Origin of the sequence: Oceanipulchritudo coccoides (genome assembly GCF_010500615.1) — a bacterium.
GTDB classification, from domain to species: Bacteria; Verrucomicrobiota; Verrucomicrobiia; order Opitutales; family Oceanipulchritudinaceae; genus Oceanipulchritudo; species Oceanipulchritudo coccoides.
The window spans coordinates 554,943-574,118 of the sequence record NZ_JAAGNX010000003.1 but is presented as its reverse complement, the minus strand read 5'-3'; the positions used below and the strand labels follow the sequence as shown (position 1 = coordinate 574,118).

Annotated in this window: 27 protein-coding genes; 22 read left to right on the top strand and 5 right to left on the bottom strand. The window is 46.2% G+C overall.

Annotated features, from left to right (window positions below; all coding sequences use genetic code 11):
* Positions 1-11: 11 nt before the first annotated feature.
* The 6 genes from xerC to G0Q06_RS12990 all read left to right on the top strand — a co-directional run bounded on the left by xerC (position 12) and on the right by G0Q06_RS12990 (position 3,458).
* A complete protein-coding gene (gene xerC / locus G0Q06_RS13015; protein WP_163966871.1) occupies positions 12-1,070 on the top strand; it encodes a site-specific tyrosine recombinase XerC in 1,059 nt (352 codons plus the stop codon).
* Positions 1,071-1,084: 14 nt separating this feature from the next.
* Entirely contained in the window at positions 1,085-1,291 is a 207-nt protein-coding gene (locus tag G0Q06_RS13010; RefSeq protein ID WP_163966868.1) for a hypothetical protein, read from the top strand.
* Entirely contained in the window at positions 1,255-1,566 is a 312-nt protein-coding gene (locus G0Q06_RS13005; RefSeq protein ID WP_163966865.1) for a type II toxin-antitoxin system RelE/ParE family toxin, read from the top strand. Before G0Q06_RS13010 ends, G0Q06_RS13005 begins: the two co-directional genes overlap by 37 nt.
* 174 nt (positions 1,567-1,740) lie before the next feature.
* On the top strand, positions 1,741-2,274 hold the full coding sequence (locus tag G0Q06_RS13000) for a hypothetical protein (RefSeq protein ID WP_163966861.1): 534 nt from the start codon (positions 1,741-1,743) through the stop codon (positions 2,272-2,274).
* Positions 2,275-2,278: 4 nt separating this feature from the next.
* Positions 2,279-2,710, top strand: coding sequence for a hypothetical protein (locus G0Q06_RS12995; protein ID WP_163966858.1), 432 nt, complete (start codon positions 2,279-2,281; stop codon positions 2,708-2,710).
* 103 nt (positions 2,711-2,813) lie between these two features.
* The gene (locus tag G0Q06_RS12990) at positions 2,814-3,458 is read left to right on the top strand and encodes a hypothetical protein (RefSeq protein WP_163966855.1); all 645 of its coding nucleotides are present in this window, start codon (positions 2,814-2,816) and stop codon (positions 3,456-3,458) included.
* Between the two features lie 41 nt (positions 3,459-3,499).
* On the opposite strand, the gene G0Q06_RS12985 is transcribed toward G0Q06_RS12990, so the two are convergent.
* From G0Q06_RS12985 to G0Q06_RS12975, 3 genes are all read right to left on the bottom strand, one after another.
* Positions 3,500-4,468 carry a tyrosine-type recombinase/integrase gene (locus tag G0Q06_RS12985; protein ID WP_163966852.1) on the bottom strand — a complete coding sequence of 323 codons (969 nt, stop codon included), beginning with the start codon at positions 4,466-4,468 and terminating at the stop codon, positions 3,500-3,502.
* Positions 4,469-4,922: 454 nt separating this feature from the next.
* On the bottom strand, positions 4,923-5,603 hold the full coding sequence (locus G0Q06_RS12980) for a hypothetical protein (protein WP_163966849.1): 681 nt from the start codon (positions 5,601-5,603) through the stop codon (positions 4,923-4,925).
* A complete protein-coding gene (locus G0Q06_RS12975) occupies positions 5,582-6,190 on the bottom strand; it encodes a hypothetical protein (protein WP_163966847.1) in 609 nt (202 codons plus the stop codon). The genes G0Q06_RS12980 and G0Q06_RS12975 overlap by 22 nt, the downstream gene beginning before the upstream one ends.
* A gap of 334 nt (positions 6,191-6,524) precedes the next feature.
* On the opposite strand from G0Q06_RS12975, the gene G0Q06_RS12970 reads away from it, so the two are divergent.
* Both G0Q06_RS12970 and G0Q06_RS12965 read left to right on the top strand, forming a co-directional pair.
* Positions 6,525-6,854 (top strand): hypothetical protein, encoded by a 330-nt coding sequence (locus tag G0Q06_RS12970; protein ID WP_163966844.1) that lies wholly within the window; start codon positions 6,525-6,527, stop codon positions 6,852-6,854.
* 53 nt (positions 6,855-6,907) lie between these two features.
* On the top strand, positions 6,908-7,219 hold the full coding sequence (locus G0Q06_RS12965) for a hypothetical protein (protein WP_163966841.1): 312 nt from the start codon (positions 6,908-6,910) through the stop codon (positions 7,217-7,219).
* Between the two features lie 419 nt (positions 7,220-7,638).
* Here the strand turns inward: G0Q06_RS12965 and G0Q06_RS12960 are convergent, their stop codons facing one another.
* Together G0Q06_RS12960 and G0Q06_RS12955 are read right to left on the bottom strand one after the other, a co-directional pair.
* Positions 7,639-8,934 (bottom strand): ATP-binding protein, encoded by a 1,296-nt coding sequence (locus G0Q06_RS12960; RefSeq protein ID WP_163966839.1) that lies wholly within the window; start codon positions 8,932-8,934, stop codon positions 7,639-7,641.
* Positions 8,903-9,400, bottom strand: coding sequence for a hypothetical protein (locus tag G0Q06_RS12955; RefSeq protein WP_163966836.1), 498 nt, complete (start codon positions 9,398-9,400; stop codon positions 8,903-8,905). The genes G0Q06_RS12960 and G0Q06_RS12955 overlap by 32 nt, the downstream gene beginning before the upstream one ends.
* A 110-nt stretch (positions 9,401-9,510) precedes the next feature.
* Here G0Q06_RS12955 and G0Q06_RS12950 point away from each other — a divergent pair, with 110 nt between their 5' ends.
* The 14 genes from G0Q06_RS12950 (at position 9,511) to G0Q06_RS12890 (ending at position 18,944) form a co-directional block, all read left to right on the top strand.
* Positions 9,511-10,020 (top strand): hypothetical protein, encoded by a 510-nt coding sequence (locus G0Q06_RS12950; RefSeq protein WP_163966833.1) that lies wholly within the window; start codon positions 9,511-9,513, stop codon positions 10,018-10,020.
* 167 nt (positions 10,021-10,187) lie between these two features.
* Positions 10,188-10,487, top strand: a complete 300-nt coding sequence (locus tag G0Q06_RS12945) for a hypothetical protein (RefSeq protein WP_163966830.1) — start codon at positions 10,188-10,190, stop codon at positions 10,485-10,487.
* A gap of 231 nt (positions 10,488-10,718) precedes the next feature.
* Entirely contained in the window at positions 10,719-11,171 is a 453-nt protein-coding gene (locus G0Q06_RS12940) for a JAB domain-containing protein (RefSeq protein WP_163966827.1), read from the top strand.
* Between the two features lie 235 nt (positions 11,172-11,406).
* On the top strand, positions 11,407-11,802 hold the full coding sequence (locus tag G0Q06_RS12935; RefSeq protein ID WP_238710831.1) for a hypothetical protein: 396 nt from the start codon (positions 11,407-11,409) through the stop codon (positions 11,800-11,802).
* Positions 11,780-12,298 carry an ImmA/IrrE family metallo-endopeptidase gene (locus G0Q06_RS12930; RefSeq protein ID WP_163966822.1) on the top strand — a complete coding sequence of 173 codons (519 nt, stop codon included), beginning with the start codon at positions 11,780-11,782 and terminating at the stop codon, positions 12,296-12,298. The genes G0Q06_RS12935 and G0Q06_RS12930 overlap by 23 nt, the downstream gene beginning before the upstream one ends.
* Positions 12,282-12,668, top strand: a complete 387-nt coding sequence (locus tag G0Q06_RS14565) for a hypothetical protein (protein ID WP_238710829.1) — start codon at positions 12,282-12,284, stop codon at positions 12,666-12,668. Before G0Q06_RS12930 ends, G0Q06_RS14565 begins: the two co-directional genes overlap by 17 nt.
* The gene (locus tag G0Q06_RS12925; RefSeq protein WP_163966819.1) at positions 12,669-13,523 is read left to right on the top strand and encodes a bis-aminopropyl spermidine synthase family protein; all 855 of its coding nucleotides are present in this window, start codon (positions 12,669-12,671) and stop codon (positions 13,521-13,523) included.
* Positions 13,516-14,070 carry a hypothetical protein gene (locus G0Q06_RS12920; RefSeq protein WP_163966817.1) on the top strand — a complete coding sequence of 185 codons (555 nt, stop codon included), beginning with the start codon at positions 13,516-13,518 and terminating at the stop codon, positions 14,068-14,070. The genes G0Q06_RS12925 and G0Q06_RS12920 overlap by 8 nt, the downstream gene beginning before the upstream one ends.
* Positions 14,063-14,662, top strand: a complete 600-nt coding sequence (locus tag G0Q06_RS12915; RefSeq protein WP_163966815.1) for an ATP-binding protein — start codon at positions 14,063-14,065, stop codon at positions 14,660-14,662. The genes G0Q06_RS12920 and G0Q06_RS12915 overlap by 8 nt, the downstream gene beginning before the upstream one ends.
* A 503-nt stretch (positions 14,663-15,165) precedes the next feature.
* Positions 15,166-15,414: a DUF3892 domain-containing protein gene (locus G0Q06_RS14820; RefSeq protein ID WP_163966812.1), complete on the top strand. Its 249-nt coding sequence runs from the start codon at positions 15,166-15,168 to the stop codon at positions 15,412-15,414.
* Between the two features lie 177 nt (positions 15,415-15,591).
* The gene (locus G0Q06_RS12905) at positions 15,592-16,353 is read left to right on the top strand and encodes a hypothetical protein (RefSeq protein ID WP_163966810.1); all 762 of its coding nucleotides are present in this window, start codon (positions 15,592-15,594) and stop codon (positions 16,351-16,353) included.
* A 252-nt stretch (positions 16,354-16,605) separates the two neighbouring features.
* Positions 16,606-16,821 (top strand): helix-turn-helix domain-containing protein, encoded by a 216-nt coding sequence (locus G0Q06_RS14815; protein WP_163966807.1) that lies wholly within the window; start codon positions 16,606-16,608, stop codon positions 16,819-16,821.
* A gap of 151 nt (positions 16,822-16,972) precedes the next feature.
* On the top strand, positions 16,973-18,019 hold the full coding sequence (locus G0Q06_RS12895) for a hypothetical protein (RefSeq protein ID WP_163966805.1): 1,047 nt from the start codon (positions 16,973-16,975) through the stop codon (positions 18,017-18,019).
* Between the two features lies 1 nt (position 18,020).
* The gene (locus tag G0Q06_RS12890) at positions 18,021-18,944 is read left to right on the top strand and encodes a hypothetical protein (protein WP_163966801.1); all 924 of its coding nucleotides are present in this window, start codon (positions 18,021-18,023) and stop codon (positions 18,942-18,944) included.
* The last annotated feature ends 232 nt before the right edge of the window (positions 18,945-19,176 follow it).

Below are 19,176 nucleotides of genomic sequence, written 5' to 3'. Positions count from 1 at the left end.
ACGAAAAAGCCATGCCGCGAAAAGGTGAAATCCTCCCCAAGGCCCAGGTCGGCGATCCGACCGACCCACAGGGCTTTGCCGTCTTGCGCGAAGCTTACCTCGAAAGCCTGCGCGTCCAGAATTACTCTGAGCGCACCGTGGAGAACCGCATCAGCTATCTTAATGCCCTTATTCTCTGGTGTGAGGATCGCTCGCTACGCCGCCCATCTGAAATTACCAAGCCTATTCTCGAGCGCTACCAGCGCCATCTCCTGCACATGAAAAAGCGGGATGGGAAACCGCTGTCCTTCCGTGCCCAGCACGCACGCCTGATCCCCGTTCGCCAGTTCTTCAAGTGGCTCTGCCGCCAGAATTTGCTCCTCTCTAATCCCGCCTCCGACCTGCTCTTGCCACGACTGGAAAAGCGGTTACCCAAGCATGTCCTGTCGGCCAGGGAGGTTGAAAGTATTCTCAATCAGCCAGACGTGACCGAGTCAATGGGCGTGCGCGACCGCGCCATTCTGGAAGTATTTTACTCCACCGGAATTCGCCGCAGCGAACTGGCTCACCTGCAGCTTTTCGACGTGGATGCCGAACGCGGCACTGTCATGGTGCGCCTGGGCAAGGGAAAGAAGGACCGCATGATCCCCATCGGCGAGCGGGCCATCCGCTGGATCGAGCGTTACACTGAAGACGTTCGCCCCGGATTGGTAGGGGAGGTTGAGGACGGCACCCTCTTCCTGACCAATCTCGGCGAGGCTTTCTCCCCAAACCGGCTCACTCAGATGGTGCGCGGCTACGTCAAGGCTGCCGATCTCGGAAAAAGTGGCTCCTGCCACCTCTTCCGCCATGCCTGCGCAACCCTAATGCTGGAAAACGGGGCCGATATCCGCTTTATCCAGGCCATGCTCGGCCATGCCAAGCTGGAGACCACCGAGATTTACACCCATGTTTCGATCCGCCAGCTCAAGGCCATCCACGAATCCACCCACCCGGCCCGCATGCACTCCCATGCCGTCCAGAAACTTCAAGCCGAACTGGAAGAAATGCAGCAAGAGGAAACGACAGGCTTGATGAACGACTCCGTTTGACTATGTTGGTAAATATGACTGATAAACAACTCATCATGGAGACCCTTGGAGGGCTGCCAGAGTCTGCCTCGTGGGAACAGATCCAGGAGGAGTTTAGCATCCTTGCCGCCATCAAAGAGGGCGAAAGGGCCGCCGATGCAGGCGAGCTCGTTCCACACGAAGAAGCCGTCAAGCTGGTTGAATCATGGTCTACAAAATACGCTGGACAAGGCCAGCAATAGCCGATCTTGGCTCGATTGGCGACTACATCGCCAAGGAGGATCCCCAGGCCGCCATCAAGGTCGGTCAGGCCTTAATTGATCATGTGCAGATACTCGCGGGCTTCCCCCACATAGGCACTCCCTTCCCGCGCCACGGTCATGGCCGGGCACGGGAAATCCTCTGCCTCAATTATCGCATCTTCTACCGTATCCAGGCAAAGCAGCAGGAGGTGGAAATCCTCCGCATCTGGCACGGGGCCCGTGATGAGCCCAAGGGCAAAGACCTGCACATTTAAGTAAAAGATTCTTTTCTTTTAGCTGCCCCTCCACTAGCTTGAGCCCCATCTCAAATGGTCGCCTTCTCTACAGAGTACTTGTCCGTCCGAGACCCCGCACGGACCCAAAACCGCGCCGAGTTCTTTTTAGGGCGGGAGGCCAACCGCATCACGATCGGTGCCCTCCAATCCCGTATGGTTGCCGGAGAATACAGCCCCTTCACCTACGATGCATGCCTGAGTTCGTCTTTGGCCCAAAGTGAACAGGATCCAGATAGAGTAGCTGTTTTGATAGCGAGAAAAGATAATTCAGCAGCAGAATTGGAGAGAGCTGCAGATTATCGTAAAATGTGGAATAGCTGGGCTGAAGGTCGGGATGATGTCATAGTTACGATTCTGGATGTGGATGCTGCTATCGAAATCGAGAATTTCGACACTTTATTTGCTGCAAACCATGATTACGATGCCGTAGTTGTCCACTTTCACGGAACAACAAACTTTTTATCTACCGGAGTTAATAGGGTTAGCTATTATGTCGTAGCTGGATCTGACTATATTCGGATAGATCAAGCTAGCCGTGGAGGCTATCCTATTTGGAAAAAAGCTTTAGGACTTGATAACGTTAACAATGTGCACGCAACTTCCTGTAATCCTCGTCAAGGGCTTACTATAAGAGCCGATAATTTCGATTATTCCGCTGGGCTGGTGGAATATTGGCTAGGGAATTGATGATATGAAAGAATTAGCTCAAACATTTTTGATTCTTTCAATAATTCTGACGGGCTGTGATAAGCCAAAAGACTTTGCATCAGCAGATCACAATCCGCTTGTCGCCTTATATGAGTGCGTTGGCAATTCTTTGTCAGTTACGGGTAAAAATATCGAGAAATCGTTGAATTCAAAATTTGAAGGAAAGAGTATTGGTGACATCGAAAAATGGTATGAGGAACTTCGCCAAATTTCATGCCAAGAAGGTCCAATATCATTCGATATAATTAAGGGTCATAGGGAAGTTTCGATTACTGCAGTTACTGAGAAGGATCAATTCGTATTCTATCTGAACATATCCTTCAAATTAAGTTCTCAGGGGCTATTTGAGCGCGCATGGGTAGCCTCTTCAACTCAATCAAAATATGACAATATGAAACAAACCTATGAAAACTAAACCTCATCTCCCCCTTTTTGGCCCACGGGGAGAAGGGTACAGTAAGGGAATGACATTCAAAAAAGGGGCCTAATCGGCTTCAACTGGATTCGCAATTCACCTAATGAATGAAAAACGGAGTGTAGATCAATTTGCAAGAGATGTGGCAATTACAAAGTATGGTTTGCCGCCTTCGCTTCATGTTCCTATTGCAGCTAGGGAAGTGCAGGACATAATTACTTACATTGGAAGTGCTCGCAAAATCTTGTCATCAGGACCTCCAATCAGAGCCCTTTTTATAGAGCCATATCTTATCCCTCAGAAGGATTCTCTCCCGATATGGGAGTTAGAGGAATCTGCAATCCTGCATCACGATAGGCAGGTTTGGGTTCATGTGGACTATTCGGGCTATAGACGTTCCTACTTGAATGGCTTAGGAGAAAAACTCGACAAAGGATTTGTTCTCGATCATGTGATGAACCGGAGAGTCGCAAGACTTAAGGGTTTTTCCTATTTGAGAATAGTGCCAATTTCCAGAGAGGCAAACTCGAGTAGTGGCGGGCTTTGTGAAAAGTGGGCCGTTGAGTATCACAGCTCTTCTCATATGCGCCAAGTGAACAAAGATTCTCCAGCAAGAATTCAATATGCCGACCTTTCTGACCTTGTGAAAATGCTGAATCTAAAGACAGGAGGTAGCCTTCAGGATCCTGTAAATGAGGCTCAGTACCTTGTCGAAGAACGTCCCAGCACCTCTTGGCCCAAAAGATAATGCCTGTATTGAATGATTTTCGGATCATTTCAATGGTAAGTTCAGGTAGGTGTTTTCGGTTTAAAATTGTAGTGCTTTAAATATCGATTAACGACATCTTCCGTGCTCAATCGGCCGTACACATCCGTAAAGTGTCGAATCGAATGGCCGTGTCTTTCTGCCGCGAGATCGACTGGCAGATTATCTAGCTTGTCCAGGACACAGCTTGAGTGTCGGAGATTGTAGAAATCTGCAGGTTTATCTATTTTGGCGTAGAGTGCCAGTTGCTTCACGCGTTTAGCGAATGCGGGATACTTGTATGGGCGGATACGTTCTTTCGAGTCTGGTGTTGATCCTGGGTATTCGGTGATCCAGAGTGGGCTGTCAGGCGATTTTATCGGATGCGCGTCCAGCCATGCGTTTAACGCTCCAAACGAGCGTCGTAGTATGACAATTCGTCCTCCGGTTTTTCCGGAGCGAATATACGCAATCGCGATGGTGTCTTTTAGTACGATATCACCGTATTTGAGATCAACAAATTCACCAGGTCGAAATCCGCCATCTAGCTGAACAAGGATGATTGCTTTGAGTTGGATAGAGTGGGAGAACGATGCCATTTTCAACCCGTCTTCCCATGTTACCATATCCTCCGGTTTTAAGTTTCGATTCGTTTTGCCTTTTGGGGGACGCTTTACATCCACAAACGATTTTGGTCTTACACCGTCATTAAGCCAAGTAGCAAACTGCAGGGAAACCGCAACCAGTGTGTGATACGTGGCTACTGAATACTTTTGTCTGTAGCGATAAAAGATTTCGTTTATCTTATCTCGGTTCTGGAAGTCATCAATCGAATCGAGTTCCGAACAAAAAAGTTCTAGCTTTTGAAAGAAGATTGCCTGTCTCGCAAAGCCAGCTTCATAGCAATACAAAAATCGCTGAACTTCCTTTTTGATGTTTTCCGGAATGGTGTCGTTGTTGAAAAATCTCTCTTTGTATCGTGTTGCAAATCGTTCGTGGTCCTTTGCTGGCATCTAGTATACACTCCTGGTTAGTAACATATATATTTTACTACCAAACAGTTCAGAAAAGTCCCCAAAATGTACGGGCGTCATACGCCTGGAGTAGAACGCTCCCGCCGTGGGAGAATCCGTCGCTCCATGATAATGAAGGATCTTTCCGAACTAATGTGGAAACTGTGGGATTACTTCCTTAAATAGTTTTCGGTTTTGGCACTACATCATAAAGCGGAAGAGTCCGGAATCTAGGATGCTCTTTAATTTAAATTGATCGTGCTCAATCTAATCGAAATGAAGAAAGCGAAGGAATGGTTAATCAATTGCTTTTCAGCCATTGATGGACGACGGTCCCGCCGTTACAGAATTCTCGTGGTTATTTCGAATGTATTGTTTTCGTGGGATAGGAAGTTTTAAAAAGATTCTAATTACTCCCTTATCTTCGATTTCTAGACACAATAGACCATACCGATCAATGGACATTATCAGAGAGAGCAACCATCCTATTGAACTTTAACTCTAATACCTCATAAACAGATTTATGAAGTTCTGCAACTTGAGGAGAATAGTACCTGCAATTTAGAGCGTATGACTCTCCAACTGGATGGAAGCCCTCGAGCCACATAATACGAGGAGAATCAAATAAAACAAAGTGACTTTCACTGTAGGATTTTATAAATTCAGATCTTTCAATTTTGTTTTCTTTTCCATCTTTAAGAAGAAAGATTTCTAGGTTAAATCCGGATTGAGCGATATCCTTCAGATACCTCAATCCTTCTGGTGCTTGTTGGTTTCCAACCAATAGATAGCGCACTTTTTTGGCAGAGGTAGTCCAAACAGCCAGTTGCTCTTTCCAGTCGCGGTGGTACTCGTACTCTCGAGTAAGATTATGCAAACTAGATCCGATAATAGAAATTGTAGATGCTTTCCAATCTTGCTGCGGATAGTCCCGTCTGATCCTGGAAAGGAGATCTGTTGAAATGGCAGCTTTTCCTTCAATCTCTTCATAATCTAAAGGGAAGATCGGGTCCTCGATGATTCCATCACCAAAGGATTTGCAGCTACTTAAAGTGCTGTGATATTTTTTCCTCAAATCGAGAAATCTATCCCTTGAAATAGGAGAATCAATGTTCATGCCTTTGTGTTGCTGCATACTCCTATATAAACGTTTTCACTCAGACATTCGCGGTCATAAACAACGAGGCACGAATGTTCCCCGAAATCTTTGAGTCCGCCTTGATAGACTAATCCTGAAACAGAATGATCACTTTTTTCTTTGATATGCTCACTAGCCATGAAAGTGAAGTAGGCCCTATGATTTGATGACATATTTCGCTGATTTCCAATACCTTCGGGATATTGGACCTTTGGATTTAGGGAATCAAGATTAAATTCTTGAATCTCCAAGGCCTCGAGCTCTCTAACAATTTTTTTAAAAAATTCCATATTCTCGTGATCGAAAAGGGAGATAAATTCGGGTCCTGCGATATTCGCTTTTACATACACAGTCCCGGAGTTGTACCTCCTTTTCGCCAATTCGCAGGCAAACTGATTAGCCAGCTGGTATTCATTACTTGTGTAATTTATGTAAAAATAGGACCCTTCCCCGAACCTTGGAAAGATGGTTTCACCATGGTCTTCGTGCCGTTGAGAAGGCTTAAATCCATCGCGGCTGATGCTCGTCGCGTGAATTTTGTGTGTGCCATGATAGCCAGTTGCTCTAAGGTTAATTGTGTTCATTTTGTAAAAAACGCAAATTTTGAGGCCTCTCCCTCTTTGTCAAATCTATATGTTACGGTGTTTTCTCTATGAGGGATGCGTTGTTGCGAAATGGTCCGGACACATTACATATCCATAGGATATGTATCCGGGTCCCATCGTTTGAGAATCTTAACTTTCGTACGCATTGTTGGGTATAAGTATAAGGATGATTCCCGGTTGAGAGGGTATGACATCCATACCCAAACAAATTGAGCGACTTTTGGACGACTGTGTGATGCGGTATCCGAAGACGTTGAGGACACCAGCGAGGATTCTGGAGGAGAGACCGCACTACACCGGGAGGAGCGAAATCATGGGATTTCCGTTGCCACTGAACTTTCGACCCCGCCCAGAGGATATTCCCAAACTAGCGAGTACAGAACTGGTCTTATACGACTACCAATACTTTCTTGTCGATGGTGCTTCGGATTCAGAGTACTCTGAGTTCTTATTCAATGTCTGCCGTTCCTATGTGGCTCTAGGCTATTTACCTCCGGCCGTCATCTCAGATGTGCCAGGGGATAAGGCTACAATGAAAGATGCAGATGTTCTGGCGATTGGGGCCTGTAAAAAGTCCTTAGGCATTGCCAAACGGGCATACGAGAAGGCTTTGAAAAGTTTCTGTAAACGATTCGGGATGTAAGCGTACGTATTGTTGGAAAAGTACTTCATTGAGAAGCTCCTCATACAATCGGTATGAATAAGGTACTATTATCAGGAACGGTTTTAAAAACCAAGGAAGTACAAGGGTTATCCGGAGCGGGATTACATTTCACGTTGCAGGTCAATGCACTTGATCTGCCGGGAGAGAAGCGGATTCCCACTACAGATATTTCGTGTGTGATCGTGAATCCCAAATCGGATATCCGATCCTATTTAGAGAAGCATCGTGTGATTGAGTGTGAAGGGAAGATAATTCGATTATCTATCCCCGCAGAAGGAAACACAAAAGCGCATCGGACTCAGGTTGTGGTAAATCAACGAACGATTCGACAAGCACCGCGCTGAGATTGAAGATCTGGTCACGTACCTCTCAGATCGACGAGAGTGTCTGGAAGTTAGGTACAGGTTCATCCCAGATGAAGCCTACTTTTCAATCCAGCCTTTTATGCGGGACAGATACAAATTGAAGACTTAAGAGCGGTTGAGAAATATATTGTATCGTTTCTTGAATCCGATTTTGGTGTTGGTCTTTGTGTAATAGAGAAACGGAAAACTTTCGTCTTCGGAAATGGTATTGGCTAGCATACGTATGGCAGAGAGCGCCTGTGCATGATTACACCGGCACAACCGAGCAAGCATTGTCAGATTCAGGGGTTTGGTTTGGGTTTCATAATATGTCGAGATGAGCTGTTGAACAGTGTTTAGGAACTGTTCTTGGCGTTTGTCGAGCTGTTCAATTATACCGCTCTCAATCCATCGTCGATTCATGCAACCTCCGGGAATCGGACAAAATACGGTCCCCCGCGTGACTTGATTTTCACAAGCGCCTCACCGACTTTGAGTTTGTCCAGGTAATGCATATCCTCTTTTGAGAGAAACAGGGCCTTGGCGGCTGCACGAATATCGTCTTCATGCTGGAGCCCTAGAAACACTAAGGTGTTTGTGTTTCCCAAAACATACGTGGGCAGTAACGACGGATGCTGTGAGATCAGGACTAACCCTTGCCCGAATCCACGGATTTCTCTCAAGAGAGTTTCCAGTGAATGCATTTGGGTATCATTCCGTTGGGAGGGCATCATATTGTGCGCTTCCTCAAACACGAGGACGTGGCGTAGCTTTTTAGATTCTCCTTGTCGGAGCCGGTATAAATGTACCCAGCGAAGAATCAACTCACTGATAAAGACCCGGATAGGTTTTGGGAGTTCATAATCAATTTCCAGTATGGTCGGTTGTCCCAGGAGTTTCTCTAAAGAGGCATGTGCCATCGTATTGAACGTTTTGGCAGATGCTCCAAGGGTGAAGGTTCGTAAGATCCGAACACAGGTGTCTCGCCACAACATTCGCCGTCCGGTGAATTGTCCGGACTGGACTTCAAAGAGCGCTTGCTGGAAGGTTGGGAGACGTTTAATTTTTTGATTCGGTGTCGCCCAACCGTTTTTGGTGAATAATCGGTCGAATACTTCAATGAGAATATCCGCCGTCCCGGGGCCGGAGAGATGGGACTTTTCGAGAAGTTCAGCGACAATATACATCCATGCTTGATATCCCGTTCCGGGTGGTGGTTGGAGGGGGTTCCACTCCAAGTTTTGATGTCCTTCCTGTCCGATTGAGACAATGCGAATATTCGCTTTGGCGATATAGGCCAAATCCCTGTAGGATCGCTTCCAGTCTATCACCAGAAAGGGACAGGAATGAGCAAGCGTTGAGAGCATGAGTTTACAGGCATTGGTTTTCCCTCCGCCCGTGATTGAGAATAATCCGATATGCTTATTGATGTCCTCGGGCTGCAACCGCAATTCGCCCATAGGCCGATTCCCATAATGAACGGTGCCAAAGGGAATTGATCCGTGTGAGAAACTATCATCGGCAGGCAGATATATGGTATTGTTATCAACCGAAGGTCCGGCAAAGCGTAGCCAGAATAGTTCAATGAAGGTCTGCGCCTCGGCCTTGGCCTGCATGGTTTCCGAGGTGATGTATGCAAGCCAGAGGGCCTGAGCATGACCCTTCCCGATAAAGGGGACGAGTTTATTGCACGTATTTTTGAGTTGTTCGTCCATGAACACCTAAAAATTCACCCCGTGCCTGTGATTGGGAATGTGCTTCAAATGCTCCGATAAAGTCACGAAGAACAACAACGATATCCTTCCAGCATTCTTTCTCTTCGCTGATACGTCTGGTCTGTAAACCTTGCAGAGAGTTTTTGAGCATCTGGTAGGTTTGTTCCGTGTCATATGGTCGGCCGCCAAGTTGAATGATCCGATTATCCAGGACCAGTTCCTCTTCAAGTAACTGCTCTAAACTGCGATTAAGGATGGAGATGCGTTCTCGGATAGCACCAGCCCACAGATTAACTTTGAGTTTGTTGACGGAACTACGCGCTCCCAAAAGCGTCTCTATGGATGAGTCCGCCCAGTTCTCCAACGGGTTTTGTGTATTCATCAATGAAAACAAAACCTTAAGTATTCTTATGCTTGTCGAACAATCTATACGATTTCTTTCTTTTTCGTAGGGATTGTTGGCCATGTACTTGAGTCGCATCCAGCTGTTACTCACGGGTGGTTGATAATAAAACGTTTCAATGGATTGGTCGGGGCCATCAAAAGCTTTCGGTTGTCAAGGAACTCAGTGTTCCCATGACGCCAAATTTACTCAGGGAGCGAATGTTCCACGATAACCCGAAAGTACAATTGCGTGACCTGTGGCGACTGCTCAACACGTTTCTTGAAAAGGGATTGCTTGAGGAATTGTACTCAAGCTCAACAATTGGACGAGTCGTTTACTGGACTGAGGAGGGGGAAGTTTACCGCCGATTCCTCAATGCTCCCGTGGTCGATTTTCCGCAAGTAAACTGGGAGACCTACAGTTATTTGTTACGCGGCAAAACTCGCTTTCACGTGTTTGGCCGGTTTGTGAATTTATTCAGTTTGCATCCGACTGGTGTCAGTGCGACCCAGGTGAAAAAGGCCATGCGCGAGCACTATCCACTCAGTTTAAATGCCGTTATTAGGAGCCTCAAGGAATTACGATTACGCGGACTGTTAACCGTTCAGGGAAGTGGCACCAAGTCCACCCAACCTGTTTTTGGCCTCACCCCGGATGGTAAACAATTCGCTGTGCTGATTGGTCACCTCTTCTCGAAGTGATTGTTCACTACTTTTAAGTAGTTGAAATGGGTTCTAGAGGACATGGCAGATAGAACCCAGTTAGAAGAATTCATTTCCACCCTGCGTGAATTCACAGGCGAGCTCAGAGACATCAATCATCGATTGGATCACATCATTGAAGAAATATCCAGTAAACGGGGGATGCCGTGAACCAGTGTTGGATTTCCGGACCCCTGAGAGAGAATGCGACGGTCTTTTCCGAGACTGCCTTACGGTTTACGGTACAGGCTGATTTGATGCGATTTGGAGAAGTGATTGAAATGATGATTCCCTGTCACATGGAAATGGTCTCCTCAGAATTGGCTGACTTTTTAGTTTCGGAAGGGGAGGGGGTCATTGTTGAATTTTGTGGGGAGATCTTCAAGGAATCTGAGAACCTCGTGATTTTGGTGGACCCGGCGTGTTTTCGTATTGTCCGCATTCCCGATGGGAAAGACGGGGATTAAAAGTCCAGCTGTTCCGATGCGGGTTTTCTCAGTCTAGCAATCGGTCAATGTAGTATGGCTGCGCCATCTCCACATACGCTATAGCGGGTCTTTCCCCCTCGTTGCTCCCGCTGCCTCGGCAGACCCGTCGCTTGACTATCGATTGCTGTGCCCGAGGCACCCTTTCGGGAACGGAGCGATACCCTCTACAACACGGTAGGGAACGTAACCTTCCCAAAAGGGTTTACAGCAATGAAAATCCTCGAAGCGAAGATTCAGTATACCATTATTCAACTCGGCGAAGTACAGCCTCTGGACCGCCCTGCGCGGGTCGTCGAGTACATGACAGACGCTCTGGAAGAGTACATGAGCCAGGAGCAATTCTGGGTCATTTCCCTGGATCGCAAAAATAAGCCCATTGGTCGCACTCTCGTGACCGTGGGGACGGCTACGGCGAGTCTGGTGCACCCACGGGAGGTATTCCGTCCGGCAATCCTACAAAGCGCTACCGGGATTGTGTGCGTCCACAACCATCCCTCAGGAGATCCCTCTCCCAGTCAGGCGGATATACGGGCAACCCGGCAATTGCGGGAGGCGAGCGGGACCGTGCAGATTGACCTCTTGGATCATATCATCCTGGGCAACCGGGAAGACGATCCCAATGCGCAGGGTTACTACTCGTTCGCCGAGTCGGGGTTGCTTTAAGCACCCCTTTTTTGCCTCGGAATTGATTCGCGCCTAAGTCGCTGCTGATAAGACGGATGAATTTGATTCCAAATCTGCTTGGGGTGGGGGGTTGGTGGTGGAATGAAAAATTATTTAATGTACATATGTACACATATTTAAATTGACTTTTGTTAATGGATGTGAATAGGTGAATAAGTTTATTGATGATCAGATTGACTCGCGAAAACGGTCCAGACGTATTATCTTATCCAATATGAGTGTCTACATTGCATCTAAGACTAGGCATGCGCCCCGCTGGCGGTCATTACGCAGTGAGGGTCAACCGATTATTTCTTCTTGGCTTGATGAATCCGATGATGGTCAAACCAAGTGTTTTTCCGAACTGGCTGAGCGTTGCATTTCAGAGGCATCTCAGGCGGACGTAGTTCTGTTATATTGGGAGCCAAATGCTGATATTCACGGAGCCCTCATCGAGGCGGGTGCTGCGTTGGCGAGTGGGAGGATGGTAGTACAAGTTGACGAGTCAGAGGAAGACACTTTCAGCAAAGTGTTTAAAAACCATCCTCGATGGAAGAGTGTGAAAAGCCTTGAAGAGGCTTTTGAATTTTTACATAGTAGGCAGGAAAATGGCTATCACAACTCAAGGTGACTCTAAATTTTCTGAGATTTTAAGCTCACTAAAATCTGATGGTATTCCCATCGACCCTATCAAGGTTGCGAGGGAACATGGAATTTCCGTGAAGAATGCGAAATTCTATCGGGATGATATCTCAGGGATGATTTCCAAGAAAGATGACGAGGTGCTCATTCTTGTAAATGTGGATGAGCCTCCATACAGGAAGAGATTTACAATTGCTCATGAATTGGGGCACTACTTTTTGCATCTTGACGAGCAAAATGAATTTGTCGACACGAGCATTAATCTCTTTAGAGATTCGTCGAACGGAGAGGGGGGTCCAGTCCGAGCGAAAGAGATTGAAGCAAACAAGTTTGCTGCGGAATTGCTGATGCCCGAGAGCAAGGTATCAGCTCTTTATAAGGATGTTAAAAGCATTTCTGATTTGGCAAGAATCTTTAATGTTTCTGAAGACGCCATGTCGATTCGAATTGCTCGCCTAGGTCTTGAAGATGAAGTCCTCAAATGACTTGATTTCTTCTATCGGTGACGATGTCAGTAGTGATGATTTAGATTCATTTCTAGCTGTCAGTGAAGAGAACAGAAAATTTGAGAAGCTAAAACAGGTCCTTGACTCCTGGTCGGAAACAGAAGATCAGGACAGGGATTTAAGAAAACGATACGCAGGGTATTTGGTCATCTTCTTGTTGATACAACTGTTCGTAATAGATGTCGGGTTCTTTTTCATCGGGTTTAATATTATTGATGTTAGCCCATGGGTTGCTAACACGTTTATTGTCTCATCGTTCGCTGAGATTTCCGGTATGGTTTATCTTATAGTACGATACCTTTTCCCCGATTCCAAAACAAAGCTCTTGGATTTAATCAACCAATTGTAGATGGATGAAATAGCCTCCAAAACCCAGATCAATCTGATTTCCGATATTGTGCTTAATAGGCCGCCTGCCCTGCGCGAGTTTGACCAGATATATATGAAGGTGGGTGATATGCTGGATCAGTTATTGTTCGTTTCGCCCAACTTTGATGGCAAACGGACGGTTTTTATTGGTGATGGTGATGGGGTCGGATTAGCCATGATTCATCTCAACCACAATGGTGCCTTGCCCTTAGGACCGACTGAGATTGTAGTTTTAGACTTTGACGAACGGATTGTAAATTCGATAAACACCTTTGCTGAGGAGCATGGACTAAGTGACCGGATTAAGGCTGAACTGTACAATGTAGCAGATCCATTGCCAAAGGCGCATTGGCAAAGATTTGATGCGTTCTACACAAACCCTCCGTATGGTGAGCATAATGATGGTAAGAGCGTATTGGCCTTTGTTAAAAGAGGCATGGAGGCAGTGAAGCCTGGTACCGGACTGGGTTGCGTTGTAATCGGTGATGATAAAGATTATTGTTGGACTCAAGAGGTCCTATTCACCACTCAGAAAATGCTTATTGAAGGCGGGTATTTGATAAAGTCTTTTCAACCTGAGTTCTCTCAGTACCACTTGGATGATGCGCCAAAGCTAAGATCAGGAAGTTTTTTTGCCTCCGGTATACATTCAAAGCAGAGCGAATATAAAAGTCGGATTTTATCCGAAAAGAGCATAAAAAATTTTTATGGCCGTCGTAAGGCCCTTGCGGTCAGATACGTAAGGGAGGAATCTTGCCCATACCCTGCTCAAGGGAATTATTTTTTAGAGAATTATGATTGGAACCAGATGAAAATTAAATATCCGAATGAATAATATCTTATTTATGAAAGTGGGCGAGCATGCCAGTGAGCCACTAGACAAAATTATTGAGCGCAAGCAAAGGGAGTATCAGACCGCTGGAATGACCTTCTGGGGATATGGAGGTTCAGCATGCCATCCCATCAGGCAGGTTCAGGCGTTCGCAAAGCGAATGGAGGAAATCCAAGAAGAGTTGTATCTTTTTATGAATCCCGTTAACTCGCGGCATGTAAGAAAGAATGCACCTCCGGCCACACACTATTCTGTCAATGGCTTTGATTGGTTGCCTGTTCCGGATGGTATTCGAGTCACCGGATCTAAGTGGGCCTTAGTTCTTGATGAAATTGAGCCATGTGATTTGGATATCGATTTATCCTCTTACTCAGTGGGGATTGGTCCCAGCACAGGTAAAGTTGCGTCTGCTTATATGAAAGGACAAACTGATAAGGGATGTCTCACGCTAGCTGGATCAACACAAACAGAGTTTCCGCCAATTATTCGCAATGTAGGATTTCGGGCGAAGCTTCTAGAACCGTATGCCGTTTCAATGAGGTATGAGTGATTCAGGTGCAGGGGAAGTAATTTATCTTACCGGAGCTCCTGCTTCGGGTAAATCAACACTCTGCAATAAATTGGCGAGCTTAATTCCTGGTATTAAAATTTATGAGTACGGCAATCTTCTCGCTGATAGGATATCAAAGGACTGTGGTGCGTCAATTTCTCAGGAAAGCTTAAAAGAAAAATCTAGTGCGCTGGTTTTCGAATACCATGTCCGTGAGCTTGACCAGTGGTTGATAAAGGATGTCGATTCCGTTAGGAATTACCGTCACGTTATCATTGATTCACATGCAGTGACACTGGAGCACTATGGATTTCGAATCATTCCTTTTTCCGCGGAGTTTATCCAACAGTTGAGACTCAGTCGGATCTGTTGCTTATACGCTTATTCTCAAACTATTACAGAGAGAATAATCGATAAGTCTGAGGGTAGACCGCTTTCTGGCATTGAAAGTTTGAATATGCACACATCTTTGCAAATGAACCTTGCAGCCACCTATTCAGTTGTTTCTGGCGCGCCCCTATACTGCTTTGAAAATTCCTTCGAGAACCAGGACCTGATTCTTGAAAAAATTGGTGGCTGGTTGGGTGGATAAAAATTGGTTGGTATGAAGGTAGCCCGATTCACCTTTGGACGTTCCGTGTCACACTTGTGACAATCCTCTGGGGCGGTGTGACACGACGTGCGACAGAGTGTGACATCCGATTCCAGGGTTCTCTTGAGCGTGATACACGCATCCTCTTGGCACTTAAGGCGTTATACAAATGTTCACGTGTTTGGCATGGGATTTGCGGTGAACTCTACGTGTTTAATGCAACTTTTATATGCAGCTATCGCCGCTGCGATGGGGACCTAATCCAATCCATTAAGCATGGTCGCCAATTCGAAATTTCATCGGTTGTCTACGGGAGACAGCAAATGGAAGTCAAGTTCTTAACCAAAGGAAAATTCCATGGCTAAAAACGAAAAACGTCGAGAAAAGCGGCATCAGCCGCATCCAGGGTTCTTAGGAACCCAAGGGCATCCAAGGATGCAAAATCAGCAGCGGGATCTGCACTCACGCAATCCCCTGATAAATGTAAACGAAGGAAGAGATAAATGAGACGAAGAGTTAGGTGCGTCAAAAAAGATAACGATGGGGATATAACTCATCTGGGAAATCAGGGCGAATGGTGGTCACCGCGATCCAAAGGCAATGTTATCGCCGATATTAACGGCAATGTGCATTCGTACTTTGTGAAGGTTGGACTAGCTGAGGTCGACATCCACGTTGTGGATAATAGGTACCTCAGAACAGACCCTGATGGAAAGGGGAATAACAATCTGGACGATTTGCCAGATTGCTAAAACGCCCTGGGAAAAGGATGGATGAGATCCGATAACCCCAAGGCGTTTTATGTTTAGACTAAAGCCAAAGCCTCTGGTGTGTATGCGCCAGAGGCTTTTTCAAGGAAAAAATATACGGTCATTCTCCTAGCCATTGTTATTATTGCTGATCTTAAACCCAAACTCTAATACTTTATAATGAAGACAACCAGACAAGAGGGATCTGATCCTGTAGAAGATTTTATTGAAAACCAAATGGACTTAAATTTGGATTTGCCCGGGCTTTTTTATGCTGAGGCAATGAACAGAATTGAGCGCGGAACCAAAACCTACGCTGAGTTGTTAAAATTTCTGGAATTGCATGAGAAGGAAATTTCGAAGCGTGAAAAAATCAAAGACCCATCCGAAAGGGAAAATGTAACCTGCGATCTGATTCAGGGTATTGGTGGATTAGAAGAAATTTTCGGTTCAGTAGTTTCGGATTTCTTGGTCGCTGACATTTTGTTGGTTTCATCTGCTGAAGCCTATATCAATTCGATCGCGCAGATTGTGCTCGCCAGTGCGGATATCAAGGAGTTCGATAAACTTAGTCCCGTTGGCAAATGGATGTTTCTACCACGAGTGTTAAACTTAAAGTGGAGGCCTTCAGTCGATAAAGGGTGTTTGCAAGAATTCTCGCGGATTGTCCGACGTAGAAATAAGGCCATTCATCCTCAAATAGTCGGAGTCAAGGGTGTTTTAAACGTCAAGCACATCCTTAAAAAGATACCGGTAGACCCAAGTACTTCGGAGAGAGGAAGAACAGCTGTTGCCTCTCTTTTTAAGGAACTCTGTTTGGCTTGGACAGGGTCATACGGACCTGGATGGCTCGATCCCGCCGCTGCAAGGGAGCACCCTCCATGTTTCTACGGTGGGAATGCTGAATTCCCACTCAGATTGGGACGCCCTGGGGAAACCTAAATCCTCAACTCCCGCTACGAAAGCAATGTGAATTCAGATCCAGACGTTTAAGCTACAATCTCTCCTTTGCCTATGTGCTTGGGGGAGATCCCAATTTTGGGTCCTACCTTGGGGTACGGTTTCTAGTCCAAATTTCATTCCGATTACACGGCCTCTGGAGAAATCCAGGGGCTTTTTTGGTTTTTGGGCTAGAACCAAATGCAGATTATATGCTGTAGAGTATGAGTCTCAAATAGTGTATGATGGTGTGCAGTGACACCATCGGAACAGTTAGGCCGGGTTATCCGTCGGTTACGGCAGGAAAATGGATACTCTCAAGAGGATTTTGCTGCTGTCTGCGATGTGCACAGAACCTACATGGGGCAAATTGAGCGAGGGATTGGCAATCCATCGCTTCAACTGTTAGTCCGAATTGCGAAGAGTTTAGGGATTTCCTTATCCCAACTAATACAGGAGGCAGGCCTGTGAGTATGGGAATGCTTGGGTCTTATGGAGTAAAGTCCGGAATAGGCCCGAATCTACCTGAATCATCCCTAAAATCACCCTTTTTTCAGGTTTGTTCGGCTCCTGTCCCCCTTTATTCAGGGTTGATTCAGGCGATGGAAATGGGGGAGTCGGCGTGATATACTACACGTTTCGAGTCGGGAATGAAATTAAAGCCATCTACAATGGTAGACTCGTGTTCTTTGATTCCGGGTCTGAAAAAGTACGCAATCTCTTGATCTCCTTATGCGGCCAAAATGACTTTGCCCAACTCTTTCAGAAACCCGCTGGTGGACCGCAGTCTCAGTCAGAAAAATTGATATACAGGGTCTTGGCCCATGAGCACGTCCACAAAGAGGCAGTTGTCCTTTCCAAGGCAGGGATGCTCCTGAATGGATGGCGATTCTGGGCAAGGCTCATGCACCTGCAATTTCAGGATAGGGTGGCGGTCAGGAGATACTATCTGGCTCGAGCGATATACTTAAAAGAAACCCTTGAATATCAGGAGGAGATTGCTGAAGCCTTGGAGTCAAGGATGGGGCAAGGGACGGATCTTGAGAATCTAAGATACCTTGTCTCAGAATATGGATCGGTCATCCATTCTAAGGAGAAAGATATTTGGGAGAAATGGAAGAAAGCTCGGGTCACTCCTGCTCTACCGCTCCGGCCCTTTTTTGAATACGGCGGTAATAAACTACATGAGCATATCGCAATTGTGACCAGTTATGTGGATTCAGAAGGCAAATGGCATGAGGAGTGGATCGCTGATGGGGGCTTGCTGAATGATCTTAAGGGGCAAGAGCGGGAACACCACAAGGGAAGGGCCAGGGCACGGAAAGTGTTGGACTCGATTCGCCCAGAGCGTCTGTTGCGGAAACAAAATTCTCTGACTGATCTAATGTGGCTACGGATTGGCTTTCAGAGCCAACTAAGAGCCCTCGAAGAAGTGTACGGGCTGAGTGAATCTGAGATTCTTGCTCAGTTCTTGGTACCGACTGCCACCTTTGCAATCAAGTGGTCAGGATTGGATCCCCTGGATGATGGCCCACTCAGGCTTTTGGTGTCCGCTGCGACTGACTCCGAGCAAGACTTCAAACAGAATTGGGTGCCTTTTGTGGGAAAACATTCCCAAAATCAACGACTTAGGAAGCTGATAAATTTTTTCTACCTCCACGGGAACTAAAATGCTTGGATATACGTATTTAGCGAATCTGAAAGATATAGAGGAATTTGGCCCAAACGATCTCGCCAGGTTTCCCTTTATCGGGTGCGTTTACTTAGGTCACCTCCTTGAGAAGGCCGATCCCATTTCGATCCAGCAGACTTACCTGCAATTGGCAGGCTACAGAAGCTTGGATATTTGCTTTTTTCTGTGGGAGGATCTTAAGAGAATTCGGACAGATTGTTTTGTCGGGATGTGTCTCCAGCCATTTCTTCATATTGATGAAGAAGCTCCATGGGTGTCTGTTTTATCGTACCGAGAAGGCAATTCAGCGGTACAAGCCTTCCATCCGGTTACTGAGAAGGTGAGCCTTGAGGACAGTGATCCTGAAAGACCGATTCGGGTGGCAGTTCAGGAATCCGTTACTAAAGTATTGGCAAAGTTGATTACACCCGAGTTGGAAAGGATGCATTATAGTTGGCCGGTGAAGACCAAGAGCAGTAAACTACCGAATGGGCCGCTAATCCAGAAAGCAATACAAGCATATCCGACAAAAAAGGAATTTTTGGAACAGGATGTAGATGAGGATGGAAACTTTTTCCTGGATTCTGAGACACTGAATAATTTTAAGGCCTGTGTTCCCGTTGCCGGAACAACGATTGAGAAAGTCTCAAAGTATTTGGGAAGGAAAGAGTACGATTTGGTTCTAAGGTGGATAAAGCCCCGTTCAGACCTGTTGAAGCAACTTCGCAAATCTACCGGCCATTCAAAGGCAGAACTTTGCAGAATTCACTGTATTGGGGTGCCCGAGTTTTTTGATATGGTCGAATCGGCGCACTTGCTTCCGGAGGAGTGCTTTCGGTTCTTGCTCCATATTTTCAAGGAACAAATGCAGGGAAAGTACCTGCCAACTGATTTAATCCAGTTTGAAACTGAGGATTATTAATAATCTTCAATGATCGCTTCGAGTTAGGGCGGTCAGTGCTGTATGATTTTGGAAATGAGGAAAACAAGCCTCAAAAACCCTCGATTATTCAGCATGAGCATCATCGATCAAATTTGGAATTTATATCAGGCCGGGATTCAATCTCTGGGCTCCCCATTCATTAGTTTCCTGCTACGGGCTAACCTGGTTCTTATTGCGGCATCCATCCTGTGCTTCCTCATGTTCCAGAATG